The following is a 15,400-nucleotide window of genomic DNA, read 5'->3' on the forward strand; positions in this document are numbered from 1 at the left end:
TCGATTAGCCCGGAGCGCCTTGGGAGGCAATGCCCCAGAATACTTCCGGCCCGACTCGTTCGCCGGTGAACAGCAAGCCGAGCAAGCTTCCGCCGAAAATAAACGAGGAATAGATCGTCTCGGCGGCAGCCGGAGCGAGCAAATCCTGGGCGGTGAAGGCGTACGTATCGGAGAATGCGGAAAGCCGCACATTTTGAACCAGCGTGTAAATGACGTTGGCCGGATTGTACACCGTCGTGCCGCGACAGATTTGAATAGCGAAGGTAGAGCCGAGAAGCAGAGAGCTGACGCCTACCATCCCCGTAAGCGTGATGACTTTGTTCGTGACGTTGTCCGTCTGCAAGCCGATGACGCCGAACAAGGCGGGAGTGGCTGTAATCGCTACGCCCGGCGCGCCGGATACCCCAGAGTTCATCGAACTGCGCAGATCTAAAAATCTACCCATTGTGTCAACCTCCTTCATTGTGAAGTTGGTATAGTGTATGTCCAAACCGAAAGGATGCTTGGACAGACCTCACGGGGCAGTTGTATATTTTGATACGACAAGAGGCAGCCCCTCCGGCCGCGTTGTCCCTGTAGATAGAGACAACTTGGCGGCTGGAGAGACGGCCCCTTCGTCTTTGCGTTATCTGAACATCGTATACAGCTTAAGCAAATGAAGCATGTTGTTGGGATCGATTTTCTGGGAGATGATGAAGTTGACGAGTTGATCCTCCTGCGTCTCGGTAAGCGGCTCATTCAAAATTTTAGCGAACGTCTTTACCCATCTGCGCACTTTGGGACGGTCCTGAAGATCGTATTTCGTCGCGCCTTCCAAATGCCCTTTGATCTTTTCCTTAATGGCGGGATTTTTCATCTTCAGCTTCACTCGCTCGACGAATTCCGTTTTAATGCCAAACTTCTGATAACCCGGGGTCAACGAGGGTCACGCTCCTTCCTGCGGCTGCTCGGTACATCTTATGCCGCAGGCGAACGCACGATGACTCCCCCTAGTCCAGGGGCTCGTCCCGATGCTGCGATTCGCGCGCCAAATAGTCTCTAAGCGATCCGTATCCGGGCGAGGACCAGAACGCCTCGGAGGACGTGAGAGCGGCCGCGTCGTCCCTGGCCTGCTCCAGCACCTCGAAATCGTTAAGCAGGTTAGCCAGACGGAATTCGGGCATCCCGCTTTGCTTCGTTCCGAAAAATTCTCCCGGACCGCGAATTTCCAAATCCCTACGGGAAATTTCGAAGCCGTCGTCCGTCTCCGTCATCGCCCTCATTCTCTCCTGGCCGTTTTCCGACTTTGGATCGGCAATCAGAATGCAGTAGGACTGATGCTCTCCCCGGCCTACCCTGCCTCTAAGCTGGTGAAGCTGGGATAGCCCGAACCGGTCGGCGTCCATTACGATCATTAGCGTGGCGTTGGGCACGTCCACTCCGACCTCGATTACCGTTGTGGAGACGAGTACATGCGTCTTCCCCGCAGCGAACTCCGCCATCGTCTCTTCCTTCTCCGTCGCGGTCATCCGTCCGTGCAGCAATCCGATCGTCAGCTCGGGCAAAGCCTGGGAGAGCTGAATATGCAGATCGATCGCATTTTGAACGTCCAGCTTCTCCGACTCTTCGATTAGTGGGCATATAAAGAACGTCTGCCTGCCTGCGGATGTCTCTTTACGAATAAAGCCAAGCACCCTGTCCATCAGCTCATGCTTCACCGAATACGTCTTGATCGACTTGCGGCCCTTTGGACGCTCTCGCAGGGTCGAAACGTCCATATCGCCGAACACCGTAATCGCCAGCGTCCGCGGAATCGGCGTCGCGGTCATCGTCAGCACGTCGGGGTTCATCCCTTTGCGCCGCAAAATGCTGCGCTGGTTAACGCCGAACCGATGCTGCTCGTCGGTGACGACGAGACCGAGGCTGCGGAAGAACACATCCTCTTGAATTAGCGCATGGGTGCCGACGACGATATCAAGCAGCCCCATTTGCAGCGAAGCAATCAAATCCCGCCGTTTGCGCTCGGTAACACTACCGGTGAGCAAGCCGACCTGTATGCCGTAAGATTCGAACATTTTGCCTAGCGAGCGGGCATGCTGCTCGGCCAAGATTTCCGTCGGCACCATCAGCGCCCCCTGATGCCCGGCACGCACGGTTGCATACAGCGCCACCGCCGCCACGACCGTTTTGCCCGAGCCTACATCTCCTTGCAGCAGCCGATTCATCACGTAAGGCTGTTTCATATCGTGCAATATCTCGTTGATGACCTGCTTCTGCGAGCCGGTCAGCTCGAAGGGCAGTGCCCCAACAAATGTGCGAATTTCGTCGTTGTCGACGGTGTGAACGAGTCCGTCCGATTTTCTCGCATGCATGGCGCGATAGGCTTGCAGCTTTAATTGGAACAGGAACAGCTCCTCGTATACCATCCGGCGCCTGGCTTCCTGTCCGTCCCTCGTATTCTCCGGTCTGTGAATGCCTGCGATTGCGTCCTTGCGAGCCATCAGCCCGTGCTTGTCCGTCAGCTCAGTGGGCAAAATCTCCGGAATGTAATCCCCGAACTGGATCAGAGCCTTCTCGATCAGTCCCCGCATCGCGGCTTGCGTCATATCGCCGCCGACGGAATAGACCGGCTGCAGAGTACCCGTCTTGGCGCCGCCGCGATCCGGAAACTCGGAATCCGCCACCGTTAATTGACGACGACGCTGGTCCCACTTACCGGTCAGTGTAATCTCCCGTTCGAGCGCAAGCTGTTCCTTCAGGAAGCCCCGATTGAACCAGACGGCAGTCACAAGCGTGGCGTCAACCATAACGCGGCAGATGAGACGCGACTTGCCTCCAAACCTTTGTAGGGAAGGCATAGAAGCGATTTTTCCCTGAATCGTAATTCGTTCGCCGTCCTTGACCTCGCGCAGATCGCGAATCCGATAATCCTCGTACCGGAACGGATAATATTCAATCAGATCTCCGACGCTGGAAATGCCCAAGGCGTGGAGCTCACCGGCTTTCCGGGGGCCCACGCCTTGAAGTTTCGTCAGAGGGATTTGGAATAAAGATATCGACATAAGACCAACCTCTTTATCGACTTGCCAGAATTCAGGAATCCAGCGGAAAAATGAATATCCCGATCGTGCCCGGTCCCGCATGCGCGCCGATGACCGGCCCGATCTCCGTCTCTGCGTATTCCTTCACATTAAGTTTGCTTTTGAGCAGCTCGGCCATTTCCTCCGCACCGTCTGTATACCCTGGAGTGGTGGCTACGACCAAGCTCAACGGCCTGGTTTTCAGATCGGATTCCAGCACTTCGGCAATTCGCGCCATCGCTCGCTTCTGTCCTCTCGCCTTATCGAACGGATAGACGACGCCTTCCTTGTCGATAGACAGAATCGGCTTAATGTTCAATAAGGAGCCGAGCACAGCCGACGCTTTCCCGATACGGCCGCCTTTCTGCAAATACTCAAGCGTATCCACGAGAAAATAGAGACGAAGCTCCGAGCGCATCCGCTCGACCTCGGAGAGAATGTCGGCTTTGCTCGCTCCCGCTTGCGCCAGCTCGGCGGCTCTGACGACAATATGACCGTAGCCGAACGAAGCGGATTTCGAATCGACGATCGTCACGGCGGAATCATCGTCCAGCATCGACTTGGCGATCGTCGCCGACTGGTACGTGCCGCTCATCGCGCTGGAGAGCTGGATGGAAATGACCTCATGACCCGCATCGGTCAGCCTTTGGTACACCTCGTGAAAATCAGCCGGCGATGGCTGCGAGGAAGTCGCAAGCTTGCCAAAGCCCGCCAGCTTTTTATAAAATTCGGCTGGCTGAAGCTCAATGTTGTCCAGGTAGCTTTCTTCACCGAAGTTGACCTTCAGAGGCACCATCTCGATGCCAAGCCTCTCTCTTGTCGCACGCGGAATGTCCGCCGTGCTGTCCGTAACCAGAACAACCGATGCCATAGCTCGTCTCCTCCAACCCTACATGAATTTTACGGTTCGACCGCCAACAGATACGGGTACAGCGGCTGGCCGCCTTCATGAATCTCAACCTCTGCATTCGGATACGTCTCGCCGAGCCAGCGGCCAAGCTCCTCGGTCTGCTCGGCGTTGGCCCCCTCCCCAGTCAGCACGGTCAGAATCTCCTCGCCCGTCTCCAGCAAAGCGCCAAGCAGCCCCTTGACCGCCTCAAGCAAGCTTTCGTTCGATACGACGATCTTCTTGTCCTGAATCCCGATGTAATGGCCTTCTTTAATTTGCACGCCGTCCATCTCGGTATCTCTGACCGCCTTCGTGACCGATCCGGTAACGACGCGCTCGAACGCCTTTGTCATTCGATCGATGTTCGTCTGCTCCGGCTCGCTCTCCTGGAACGCCAGCATCGCCGCCATGCCTTGCGGCAGCGTGCGCGTCGGAAGCACGGTTACCGGACGCTCCGCCAGCTCGGCCGCCTGCCTGGCCGCCATCACGATGTTCGGATTGTTCGGCAGCACGATGATGTGGTGCGCAGACAACGAAGCGATGGCGCCGAGCAAATCTTCCGTGCTTGGGTTCATGCTTTGGCCGCCGGACAACACGATGTCGACGCCGAGACTGCGGAACAGCTCCGCGTTGCCGTCGCCGACGCTGACTGCTACAACTCCGTAAGAAGCCAATTCGTAGACGTCCGGATTCGGCTCGCTCTCCGGAGAAGCAGTGACGGCAGGCAAATCCACGACGCCCGGAAGCGCGTAGTCGACCTTCGGCGTCTCCTGCGAGGAAGCGGCCGGCTCGTCATGCTTCTGGGCCAGCAGCTCGCGATGCTGCTCCTGCATGTTTAAAATGTGAATCTGCGTAATTGCGCCGTAGGTAAGCGCCAGATTCAGCACGTCGCCCGGACGCCGCGAATGAACGTGCACCTTCACGATATCGTCGTCCTCGATCAGAATAATCGAGTCGCCGTCCCGCTCAAGCGCCTGTCGGAAAGTACGTTCCGGAAATGGAGCCGACGTCGTGAAGCGCTGAATAAAAAACTCCATATCGTAAGGGAACGCGATGCTTTCGGTCGTAATTTTCGCTTGCGCGGACGATCCCGAAGAGATCGGTCTGCGCTCCGGCGCGGTCGCAGCAGGGACGACCGGAGCAGAACGCATGCCGAGCGAACTCGCTGCCGTTGCTTCTCCGTCCTGTACGCTGCCGCTTAAGTAATCGACAAAGCCCTCGTAAATGTACACAAGTCCCTGTCCGCCGGAATCGACGACGCCGACCTGCTTCAGCACCGGCAGCATGTCCTGCGTACGCGCCAGCGTCTCAAGCGCTTTGGCGTGCACCTCGCGCATAAGCTCGGTCAAGTCCGCCGTTCTCCTTGCCACGGACAAGCCGTGCTTGGCCGCTTCCCGCGCAACCGTAAGAATCGTCCCTTCCACCGGCTTGACTACCGCCTTGTAAGCGGTATCAACTCCCTGTTGCAACGCGCTTGCGAACAGAGGCGCCGTAAGCTCGCGTTGGCCCGAAATTGCGCGCGCAAAACCGCGGAACAATTGCGACAGAATGACGCCCGAATTGCCCCGCGCTCCCATCAGAAGTCCTTTGGACAATACTTCCGCAGCTTTGCCCGCTTCGTCTGACGGCTTATTTTTCAATTCGGCCACTCCGGCCGACATCGTTAAATTCATATTCGTACCCGTATCGCCATCCGGCACGGGAAATACGTTAAGGGCGTTGACGCGCTCCTCGTTGCGGGACAATCGCTCCGCACCGAGCAAGATCATGGCCGCCCATTCACTTCCGTTCAAGAAGCGCTTACTCAATGATGAAATCCCCTTCCCTAAATGAGAGTTCAAAAAGTTCGATTTTCGCGACCGAAATGCGCGATGAACTTTTTGAACGCCCCTTAAAAATAAGCTACTTCAGTACTCGCACTCCTTGAACGTTGACGTTCACCTGATCGACCCGCAGGCCAACGACTTCTTCCAGCACGTATTTCACTTTGGACTGGATGTTGTGGGCGACCTCGGAAATTTTCGTTCCATAGCTAACGATCACATACAAATCCAGGTGAACCTGCTCGCCTTCGTGACGCACTTCCACGCCGCGCGACAGATTTTCCCGCCCGAGCAGCTCCGCGATCCCGTCCTTCAAACCTTTGCGGGACGCCATGCCGACCAGTCCATAACAATCCAATGCCGCCGAACCGGCGACCACGGCGATCACTTGATCCGCCACATCAATTTTTCCGTTCTCCGATGCGAGTTGCAGAGGCATGGAAATTCACTCCTTTACGGCTTATTATGGACTATACCTCATTGTACTATAAAAAAACGGGAGAATGAAGCCGTTCTGTTGCCATTTCTCGCGATTACGCCGCAAAAGCTTGAAATAAGCGCTTTTCTCGTTGCATCCGGATACGCGCTATGCTAATATAGTGAAGTATTTGTATGGACGTGGCAAGGAGGTGTATTTTAATGGCTCGTAAATGCTATATTACAGGGAAAAAGCCAGGTTCGGGCAACCACAAGTCTCACGCGAACAACACTTCCCGCCGTACGTGGGGGGTTAACGTGCAAAAAGTGCGTATTCTGGTGAACGGTAAGCCTAAGCGCGTATTCGTTAGCGCCAAAGCTCTGAAGTCCGGAGCGGTAACCCGCGTGTAAGTCAGACTGATTCAGCCATGAGGAAAAAAACCGTCAGATTCGTCTGACGGTTTTCTTTTTTTTATGCTTGCCTACTACAAGGCGTCAATTTTTGTGAAAAGTATTGAGAATCGCTTTGACGAAGCCACCTAAAAATTTCGGCAGCTTGATGGTGTAAAACTTCATCGTCCCATCCCTCCTCCGCAGGCTGAACCCTCGCAAGCTTCTGTTCTCGCCGAAGCGCGCTACTGATTCCAATGTATGCGGAGGAAGCTTTGTCCTATTCCAGACAATTGTCAGCGCAGAGAAGCGATCGCCGCCGCCCGGTCCGGATGTCCGAATATATACGTGCCCGCCACCAGAGAATTCGCTCCGGCTTCCTTGACAAGCTTCGCGGTGTCGGCATTGATGCCTCCGTCCACCTGAACGTAAATATCGCTTTTGCCATGGCGTTCAAGCATAGCTCGCAGATCGCGCAGCTTAGGCAGCATGGCAGGCAGGAAGCTTTGCCCCCCGAATCCGGGATTGATGGTCATAATAAGAATGAGATCGATCTCGTCAAGCATATATTCCAGCACCGATAATGGCGTGTGCGGATTTAAGGCGACCCCCGCCTTCATGCCCAGCTCCTTCGCCTCCGTCAAAGTGCGGTGCAGATGAACGCAGGCTTCGGGATGCACCGTTACTCGCTCCGCGCCGGCTTTGGCCAATGCGGGAAATAGCGATTGCGGGTTTTCCACCATCAAATGCACGTCGAAAAACATTTTCGTGACCGGTCGAATCATCTCCACAATCGGCGGTCCGAACGTCAAGTTCGGCACGAAATGTCCATCCATAATGTCAATATGTACCCAATCCGCTCCGGCAGCTTCAATGCTGCGAATTTCGTCGCCTAGCTTGGAGAAATCCGAAGCGAGAATGGACGGCGCGATAATCGTCATGTCAGTACCTCCGCTTGTTTTCTTTCCACTCCGTCATAAAAGCGACGTAATTGTCGTATCGGCTAACTGCGATCAAGCCCTGTTCCTTCGCCTCCAGCACCGCGCATTGCGGCTCGTGCGTATGCGTGCAGCCCCGGAATTTGCAGGAGGACGACCTTTCTGCAAACTCACGGAAGCAGGTTCCGATCTCGTCGATGCCGAGCTCGTTGAAATCCAATTGGCTGAAGCCGGGAGTATCGGCCATATAACCGCCTCCTGCAAGCAAAATCAGCTCCACATGCCGCGTCGTATGCTTGCCGCGCCCCAGCTTGTCGCTAATCTCGTTCGTCTCAAGCCGAAGCCCCGGAACTAGCGCGTTGACGAGCGACGACTTGCCGACGCCGGATTGACCCGCAAGCACGTTGATATGTCCGGCCAAGGCCGCTCTCAGTTCGTCAAGGCCTTCGCCCCGATGAGCGCTCGTCTTCAACACCTGATAACCGATCGAGGAGTACAGCGCTTCAGCCTCCGCCACATCGCGAAGAATCCGCTCGCCCTCCTCCCCGTCCGGAATCCGGTCCAGCTTCGTGAAGACGATCAGCGCGTCGAGGCCGACATGCTCGATATGCACGAGAAACTTGTCGAGCAGACCCAGGTTCAGCTCCGGTCTGACTACGGAAAAGACGAGCACGGCCAGATCGGCGTTGGCGACCGGCGGCCTTACAAGCTGCGAGGAGCGCGAATGAATTGCTTCGACCGTTCCCTCCCCGTTGTCCGTCTCGCTGTATGCGACGCGATCCCCAACGAGCGGGGACTCGCCCCGCTTCTTGAAGATGCCCCGACCGCGACACTGCACCGGTTCTCCGCCGTTCTCGTCCTGGACGTAATAATAGCCGCTTAATGCTTTAACGATAATGCCTTCAGGCACTCAGTCACAGCTCCTTTGCGAGTTCCGGAAGGAGAAGTCGAGCCTCGCCTTATGGCGAGACGCCGCCTTCCCCTTCCTCCGGATTGTCCGTGGCGTCTTCTCCGGTAGTCTCTACCGGCGATTCGCTCGGGTCCGAGCTTCCCGAACCGGGCTCCTCCGGCGTTACGGATGCCGGAATATCTCTATCGTCGTAATAGACCGGCTCGGATTTCAAAAATACGCCGTCGCGCATAATCGTGATCAACCCTGTCTTATCCGGAGACAAAATCAGCTTAACCGGGAACGAAGTCGTCGAGCTGATCCGCTTCGACACATTCTCGATATTGTCTCCGGTTGCGTCGGAATACATAATCTTGATGTCGCTCGGCTGCCCTTCCACAGCAGGAGACACGGTTACAGAAAGCCGCTTCTCCAAAGCGTCCGCCGGATATCCGCTGCTCACCCAGATCTGAACTTTGGTTTTCGGAGTCACCATTTCGTCCTTATTGGCAGGGAACTGCTTAAATACTTCACCCTTCGGCGTGCTGTAGCTGGGTTCGCGGAAGACTTCCTGCAGCACCAAGTCCTGCCGTTCAATCATCGCTTTGGCCTCGGCTTCGGTTTTACCGATCAATTCAAGCATCGGGAACGATTCCTCGCCTTTGCTGATGACCAGCGTAATCTTCGTCATTGCCGAGGTCGGATCGAACTTGGCTTCGGCCGGAGGAATCTGGTCGAGTACAGTGCCAGGCTCGCTCTCGTTATACTTTTCGCTTGGAATAATATTGTTCGGATTAACGCCCATCGCCTGAAGCTGCGTAACCGCCGCATCGTACTGCAGTCCGGTAAGCGCCGGCATCGGCGGAAGCTCCTTCGCCTTGCCTACCGTGAGCTGGATCGGAGAGCCCTCCTTGGCTACGATATCCTTCTTCGACTGATCGATGACGATGCCGTCATCCTTCTCGTCCTCGACTTCCTTATAAATCGTCGGATCCACGATCTGGAACCCGGCCTCTGTCAATTTCTCGATCGCCTTCTGCTCTTCGTCGCCTATGACGTTCGGAACCGGGACGTCTTCGTTGGTGACATCCTTGAGCAGAGAGACCGCCCAGATCAGCACGCCGATCAGCACAACAGCGATGACGCCCAGAACGGTCGGCAGCACCCATTTGCGCTTGCGCTCGCCCGTATCGTCATCGTTCCAGCGCTCCTCGGATGGTTTGACCGCCGGAGCTTCGATCGTATTGCGCATGTCCGACCGGATCGCCGGGACGACCTTCGTCTTGTCCTGCTCGTCCTCGTCGTCGCTCTCGTACATCCGCGCCGGCTCGTTCAGTCGCTGCGGCTGCAGACACGTCTCCAGATCCCGCTGCATTTCTTTGGCGGAATTGTAGCGTTCCTGAGGATTTTTGCGCATCGCCCGCAAAATAATGTTTTCCACGCTTTGCGGAATGTGCGGGTTCACCAGGCGCGGCTGCTCGAACGGTTCCTGCAAATGCTTCAGCGCGACGCTGATCGGACTTTCGCCCAAAAACGGAAGTCTTCCGGTCATCATCTGGTACAGCACGATGCCCAGCGAGTAAAGGTCCGACTTCTCCCCGGTCGCAACGCCTTTGGCATGCTCCGGGGAGAAATAGTGCACGGAGCCGATAACGGACCCCGTCTGCGTAATCGTCGAGGAAGTAACGGCTCTGGCGATGCCGAAGTCCGTCACCTTGACGCGTCCGTTGTTTCCGATCAGGATATTGTGAGGTTTAATATCGCGATGAATGATTTGATTATGATGGGCGTGCTCCAAAGCGTCGCAAATTTGCATGGCGATTCTAACCGCCTCGTCGGCTTGCAGGGGAGCCCTCTCGCGAATAATTTCGTTCAGATTGGCTCCGTCGATGAACTCCATCACGATATAATGCGTATCGTCGACTTGTCCGACATCGTAAATGCTGACGATGTTCGGATGGGACAGCGATGCGGCAGCTTGCGCCTCGCGCCGGAATCTCTTCACGAAATCGTCGTCGTGGGTAAATTGCTGTCGCAGCACCTTGACCGCCACGAAGCGGTTGAGCAGCAGATCGCGAGCTTTATAGACGAGAGCCATCCCGCCGCCGCCGACTCGAGCCAGCAGTTCGTAACGGCCGCCTAGCGTATGTCCGATCATGCCGTATCTCCTCCCGCCGCGTATGCCCGTCCGTCGTCCGCGACAAGCACAACCGTAATATTATCGTCTCCGCCTGCCGCCAAGGCCAGCTCGATCAATTCATCGGCCCGCTGCTCCAAACCCGTTCCCGGACGCTCCAGCGCGGCCTGTACCTCCGAATCCTCCACCAGTCCGCTCAAGCCGTCGCTGCAGAGCAGCATAACGTCTCCGTTTTGCCAGTCGATCAGTTGTACGTCCGCATCTACCTCCCGGTCTGTGCCAAGCGCTCTCGTCAGCACGTTGCGGCGCGGATGGTGAGCGGCCTCCTGCGGAGTCAGTTGACCGGATTTGGTCAACTCGTTGACCAGCGTATGGTCTTCCGTCAGCAATTCAAGCTGGCCGCCGCGCAGACGATAAGCGCGGCTGTCGCCGATATGTCCGAGCAAAGCGGCATCTTCCCGAATGAGCGCCATGACGACGGTCGTACCCATGTTGTGATATCGATCGTTGAGCGAAGCTGTGTCGAACACGACTTTGTTGGCCTGCTTCACAATCCCGCTAAGTTTAGTTGCGGCGTCGGCGACCGACGTCGTATGCCCCCACGCCTGCAGCGACTGCACAAGGCTGTCCACGGCGAGCGAGCTGGCCACGTCGCCCGCGCGATGGCCGCCCATTCCGTCGGCGACGATCGCCGCGGTCCATCCGTCCGCAAGCGCGCCGCTCCAGGCCTGGTCTTCATTGACTTGCCGGACTTTGCCGACATGGCTTCGCAATACCGTTAACATTCCCGCATCACCCCGTCGTCGTTTCCATGTGCTTCGCCCGCAGTTGACCGCACGCCGCCGCAATATCGTGGCCCTGCTCCCTGCGGATCGTTACGTTTACGTTGTTCTTCTGCAGCACTCGCTGAAACTCGAAAATATCGTCTCTCGGCGTTCTGACATAGTTTCGTTCCGGCACGTAGTTGACGGGAATCAGGTTGACGTGGCACAGCATATCCTTCAGCACTTCTCCGAGCTCCTCGGCATGCTCCGGCCGATCGTTCATTCCGCCGATCAGCGCGTATTCGAACGTAATTCTTCGGCCTGTTTTCTCAATATAATATTTGCAGGCATCGATAACGTCCGCGAACGGATATCTGCGGTTAACCGGCATCAGCTTGGAGCGCAGCGCATCGTTCGGAGCATGGATGGAAATCGCCAGATTGATCTGTGTATTCTCGTCCGCGAACCGAATCATGTTCGGCACGATGCCGCTCGTCGACACCGTAATATGTCTGGCTCCGATGTTAAGCCCTTTCGGATGAATCATCGTTCTCAGGAAGCTCATCGTCGCGTCGTAATTTTCGAACGGTTCGCCGATCCCCATAATAACGATGCTCGACACCCTCTCGTTCAGAGGATCGAGAATTTGCTGGGCCTTAACGACTTGAGCGATAATTTCTCCCGCCGTCAGGCTCCGCTTCAGACCGCCCAGCGTCGAAGCGCAGAACGTGCAGCCGATTCGGCAGCCGACCTGCGTCGTTACGCAAACGCTGTTGCCATAGTTATGCCGCATAATTACCGTTTCAATCGCATGATTATCCTGCAGTCCGAACAGGAACTTGACCGTGCCGTCCTTGGACTCGAACTTGGCGATCTCCGTCAGCGTCACGAATCGAAAGCTCGCGTTCAGCTTATCTCTAAGCGGCTTCGGCAAATTCGTCATTTCGTCGAAAGAGTTTACTCTCTTTACGTACAACCAGTCGAAGACTTGCCCTGCCCGAAATGCGGGCTCCCCCTGCTCCTTGATCCATTCCTGGATTTGCTCCAACGAGAAATCGTAAATAAACGGGTTGAGCTGCTCTAGCTCTATATTTTTCTTCTGCTTGTTTTCTTTCTCCAACTTCGTCACCACCATTCGTTCATTTTATCATAAAATTATCCGTTTTGCTTCCGCAGCCGCGCGATGAAAAAGCCGTCGCTTCCGAACATGTCGGGAAGCAGCTGCAACATGCCGGAGAAAGGCTCGGTAAGGCGCCCCGCCTCGCGAACAGGTTTAAGCGTTTCCTCAGGCCAGCCTTCGGGATCGAGAGAGAACGCCGGATGGCGCTCCAGAAACAGGAGAATCGCGTCTCCGTTCTCCTCCGAGGCGATCGTGCACGTGCTGTAGACGAGCGTTCCGCCCGGTTTGACCAGCGCTTGGGCCCGGTCGAGCAGGCGGACTTGCAATTCCGCCAGAGCGGCGATATCCGCAACGGTCTTGTTCCATTTGATTTCCGGCTTTCGGCGAATAACTCCGAGTCCGGAGCAGGGAGCATCAAGCAGCACGACGTCGAACGATTCCGGCGTCAGCTTGTCGGCCAGTTCCAGCGCATCCCCGGTCATCGTCCGCACGCTGGCGAGGTCAAGACGTTCGGCCTGCTGCTTGATCAGCTCCTCCTTGTGAGGATGAACGTCGTTGGCGACGACGATTCCTTCGTCTTTCATCTTCTCCGCAAGATGCGTCGTCTTGCCTCCCGGCGCGGCGCAGCAGTCGAGCACCTTCATGCCCGGACGCGGATCGGCGACGGAAGCGACAAGCATCGAGCTCTCGTCCTGCACGGTAAAACAGCCTTGCTTGTACCACTCCGTATGCACCAGATTGCCGGAACGCACCGCAACAATTCCTTCCGAAGCCAGCCGCGAAGGTGCAGCCTCGATTCCAGCCTCCGCCATTTTCGCAAGAATCTCATCGCGCGTCGTCTTAAGCGGATTGATACGCGCCGAGACGTGCGGCGGTTCGTTGTTCGCGGCGCACATCCGCTCGGTCGCCGCTTCGCCGAACTCGGCCAACCAGCGCTCCACCAACCAAAGCGGATGACTGTGCTCAAGCGAGATCCGCTCCGCGGTTTTCAAGCCCTGGGGCAGCGAACCTGCGAAGCCTTCCCGCTGTACGGCGCGCAGTACGCCGTTTACGAGCCCGCCGATGCCGCCGTGTCCGCGTTTCTTCGCGATCGTGACCGCTTCGTCGACTACCGCATGGGCAGGCACGCGAGTCAGCCAGCGCAGCTGATAGTAGCTCATTCTTAACAACGCGCGCACCCACGGCACTATTTTCTTAGGCCAGCCCTTCACCCGGCTCTGCAAAGCATAATCAATCGTATTGAGCCGTTGAATCGTCCCGTATACCAGCTCGGTCGCCAGCCCCGCATCAGGGCGCGACAATCCCGCCGCCTGAAGCGCCTGATTCAGCTCAAGCCCGCTGTATGCGCCCCGCGTCTCCACATTATGCAGCACGCTCATCGCCACCTCGCGAGCTCCCTGCGGCTTGCCTCCAGGCATTCGAATCGTCTTTGTCATTATTCGCATCCTCATCTTACCTGATTTCTTAATACACGCTTTAGTCGAAATAGTTGCGTTTACCGCTACACAAATGAGACCGTTACACCTACATTTTCCCCACACATGCTGCCTCTTACGGTCTCTCAGACCGTTACACCTACATCTTCCCCACGCAAGCTGCCTCTTACGGTCTCTCAGACCGTTACACCTACATTTTCTCCACGCACGCTGCCTCTTACGGTCTCGCAGACCGTTACACCTACATTTTCTCCACGCACGCTACCTCTTACGGTCTCTCAGACCGTTACACTTACATTTTCTCCACGCACGCTACCTCTTACGGTCTCTCAGACCGTTACACCTACATTTTCCCCACGCATGCTGCCTCTTACGGTCTCGTAGACCGTTACACCTACATTTTCCCCACACATGCTACCTCTTACGGTCTCGTAGACCGTTACACCTACATTTTTCCCACACATGCTACCTCTTACGGTCTCGTAGACCGTTACACCTACATTTTTCCCACGAACGTCGTCTCTTACGGTCTCTCAGACCGTTAAACGCCCACCAAATGCCAAATCATCAAAAAAAGCCCGGGATTACCCGAGCGTCTTGCCGGGAGCCAGACGGGCTCCTTTAGCGAACTCCGCTGCTTTCAGCGCTTTTTTGCCGGCAGGCTGAACGTCCGTTAGTACGATGCTACCGTCTCCAGTCCGCACGCGAATACCGAACGCACCAGTCTCCAGTACGGCTCCCGGAGCATACTCAGTCCACTCGGAACGCAACTCGGCGTCCGACGGCGACGGAATGGCGCAGCCCCACACTTTAAACACTTCGCCGTCCAAAAAGGTAAAGCCTCCGGCCATCGGGTTCAGCCCTCGCACTCGATCGAAAATCCGACGCGAGCTCTGCGACCAATCGAGCTTTTCGTCCTCTCGCGACAAATTCGGCGCATAGGTCGAATCTTCGTCGATTTGCGGCGTACGCCCGGCTGTGCCGTCCGCGATCCGCGGCAACCACTCGAGCAGCAGCTTGGAACCCGCCTCGCTCAGCTTCTCGAACATCGTGCCAGCCGTATCTTCGTCCGTAATCGGCACCTCGACTTTGGCGATCATATCTCCGGTGTCGAGCCCTTCCGCCATATACATCAGCGTCACGCCCGTCACCTTCTCGCCGTCGATGATCGAACGTTGGATCGGCGCTCCTCCCCGGTAACGCGGGAGCAGCGAGCCGTGCACGTTGATGCATCCAAGACGCGGCAAAGCAAGCACCGACTTCGGCAAAATTTGTCCGTAAGCAGCCGTTACGATTACATCTGGAGCGACTTCCGATACCGCGGCTACTCCCTCGGGCGAGCGCAGCTTCTCCGGCTGCAGCACCGGCAGACCTCGTTCCGTCGCGAACACTTTGACCGGCGACGGGGTCAGCTCTCTTTTTCGGCCTTTAGGACGATCCGGCTGTGTGACAACCGCCGCGACCTCGTGTCCGCGCTCAAGCAGCGCCTCAAGGGAAGGCACCGCGAATTGCGGCGTCCCCATAAACAAAATCTTCAT

15 protein-coding genes are annotated in these 15,400 nt (G+C 56.5%); 1 reads left to right on the top strand and 14 read right to left on the bottom strand.

The annotated features are described in order from the left end of the window. Window positions 1-4 precede the first annotated feature (4 nt). From J4772_RS16985 to J4772_RS17010, 6 genes are all read right to left on the bottom strand, one after another. Window positions 5-445: a hypothetical protein gene (locus J4772_RS16985; protein ID WP_116059449.1), complete on the bottom strand. Its 441-nt coding sequence runs from the start codon at window positions 443-445 to the stop codon at window positions 5-7. A gap of 180 nt (window positions 446-625) precedes the next feature. Beyond that, the gene (locus tag J4772_RS16990; RefSeq protein ID WP_256442722.1) at window positions 626-919 is read right to left on the bottom strand and encodes a stage VI sporulation protein F; all 294 of its coding nucleotides are present in this window, start codon (window positions 917-919) and stop codon (window positions 626-628) included. Between the two features lie 70 nt (window positions 920-989). Next, window positions 990-3,041, bottom strand: a complete 2,052-nt coding sequence (gene recG, locus J4772_RS16995) for an ATP-dependent DNA helicase RecG (protein WP_209076313.1) — start codon at window positions 3,039-3,041, stop codon at window positions 990-992. Window positions 3,042-3,072: 31 nt separating this feature from the next. Then, the gene (locus J4772_RS17000; RefSeq protein WP_209076315.1) at window positions 3,073-3,930 is read right to left on the bottom strand and encodes a DegV family protein; all 858 of its coding nucleotides are present in this window, start codon (window positions 3,928-3,930) and stop codon (window positions 3,073-3,075) included. 29 nt (window positions 3,931-3,959) lie between these two features. Further along, window positions 3,960-5,756, bottom strand: coding sequence for a DAK2 domain-containing protein (locus tag J4772_RS17005; RefSeq protein WP_209076317.1), 1,797 nt, complete (start codon window positions 5,754-5,756; stop codon window positions 3,960-3,962). Between the two features lie 94 nt (window positions 5,757-5,850). Then, entirely contained in the window at window positions 5,851-6,210 is a 360-nt protein-coding gene (locus J4772_RS17010; protein WP_116059445.1) for an Asp23/Gls24 family envelope stress response protein, read from the bottom strand. 200 nt (window positions 6,211-6,410) lie between these two features. Between J4772_RS17010 and rpmB the strand changes: the two genes are divergently transcribed. Next, window positions 6,411-6,599, top strand: a complete 189-nt coding sequence (gene rpmB, locus J4772_RS17015) for a 50S ribosomal protein L28 (RefSeq protein WP_116059444.1) — start codon at window positions 6,411-6,413, stop codon at window positions 6,597-6,599. 84 nt (window positions 6,600-6,683) lie between these two features. Here the strand turns inward: rpmB and spoVM are convergent, their stop codons facing one another. The 8 genes from spoVM to fmt all read right to left on the bottom strand — a co-directional run bounded on the left by spoVM (window position 6,684) and on the right by fmt (window position 15,400). Continuing rightward, window positions 6,684-6,764 carry a stage V sporulation protein SpoVM gene (gene spoVM, locus J4772_RS17020; RefSeq protein WP_041064529.1) on the bottom strand — a complete coding sequence of 27 codons (81 nt, stop codon included), beginning with the start codon at window positions 6,762-6,764 and terminating at the stop codon, window positions 6,684-6,686. Window positions 6,765-6,874: 110 nt separating this feature from the next. Further along, window positions 6,875-7,519 (bottom strand): ribulose-phosphate 3-epimerase, encoded by a 645-nt coding sequence (gene rpe, locus J4772_RS17025; protein ID WP_116059443.1) that lies wholly within the window; start codon window positions 7,517-7,519, stop codon window positions 6,875-6,877. 1 nt (window position 7,520) lies between these two features. Then, a complete protein-coding gene (gene rsgA, locus J4772_RS17030) occupies window positions 7,521-8,426 on the bottom strand; it encodes a ribosome small subunit-dependent GTPase A (RefSeq protein ID WP_116059442.1) in 906 nt (301 codons plus the stop codon). 49 nt (window positions 8,427-8,475) lie between these two features. Next, entirely contained in the window at window positions 8,476-10,563 is a 2,088-nt protein-coding gene (gene pknB / locus J4772_RS17035) for a Stk1 family PASTA domain-containing Ser/Thr kinase (protein ID WP_209076318.1), read from the bottom strand. Continuing rightward, window positions 10,560-11,327: a Stp1/IreP family PP2C-type Ser/Thr phosphatase gene (locus tag J4772_RS17040; protein ID WP_209076320.1), complete on the bottom strand. Its 768-nt coding sequence runs from the start codon at window positions 11,325-11,327 to the stop codon at window positions 10,560-10,562. Before J4772_RS17040 ends, pknB begins: the two co-directional genes overlap by 4 nt. Before the next feature lie 7 nt (window positions 11,328-11,334). Next, window positions 11,335-12,435 (bottom strand): dual-specificity RNA methyltransferase RlmN, encoded by a 1,101-nt coding sequence (gene rlmN / locus J4772_RS17045; protein WP_209077213.1) that lies wholly within the window; start codon window positions 12,433-12,435, stop codon window positions 11,335-11,337. 26 nt (window positions 12,436-12,461) lie between these two features. Further along, on the bottom strand, window positions 12,462-13,862 hold the full coding sequence (gene rsmB / locus J4772_RS17050; RefSeq protein WP_209076321.1) for a 16S rRNA (cytosine(967)-C(5))-methyltransferase RsmB: 1,401 nt from the start codon (window positions 13,860-13,862) through the stop codon (window positions 12,462-12,464). 584 nt (window positions 13,863-14,446) lie between these two features. Continuing rightward, window positions 14,447-15,400: a methionyl-tRNA formyltransferase gene (gene fmt, locus J4772_RS17055; RefSeq protein WP_209076323.1), complete on the bottom strand. Its 954-nt coding sequence runs from the start codon at window positions 15,398-15,400 to the stop codon at window positions 14,447-14,449.

Source organism: Cohnella sp. LGH (assembly GCF_017671885.1).
Lineage (GTDB): Bacteria > Bacillota > Bacilli > Paenibacillales > Paenibacillaceae > Cohnella > Cohnella phaseoli.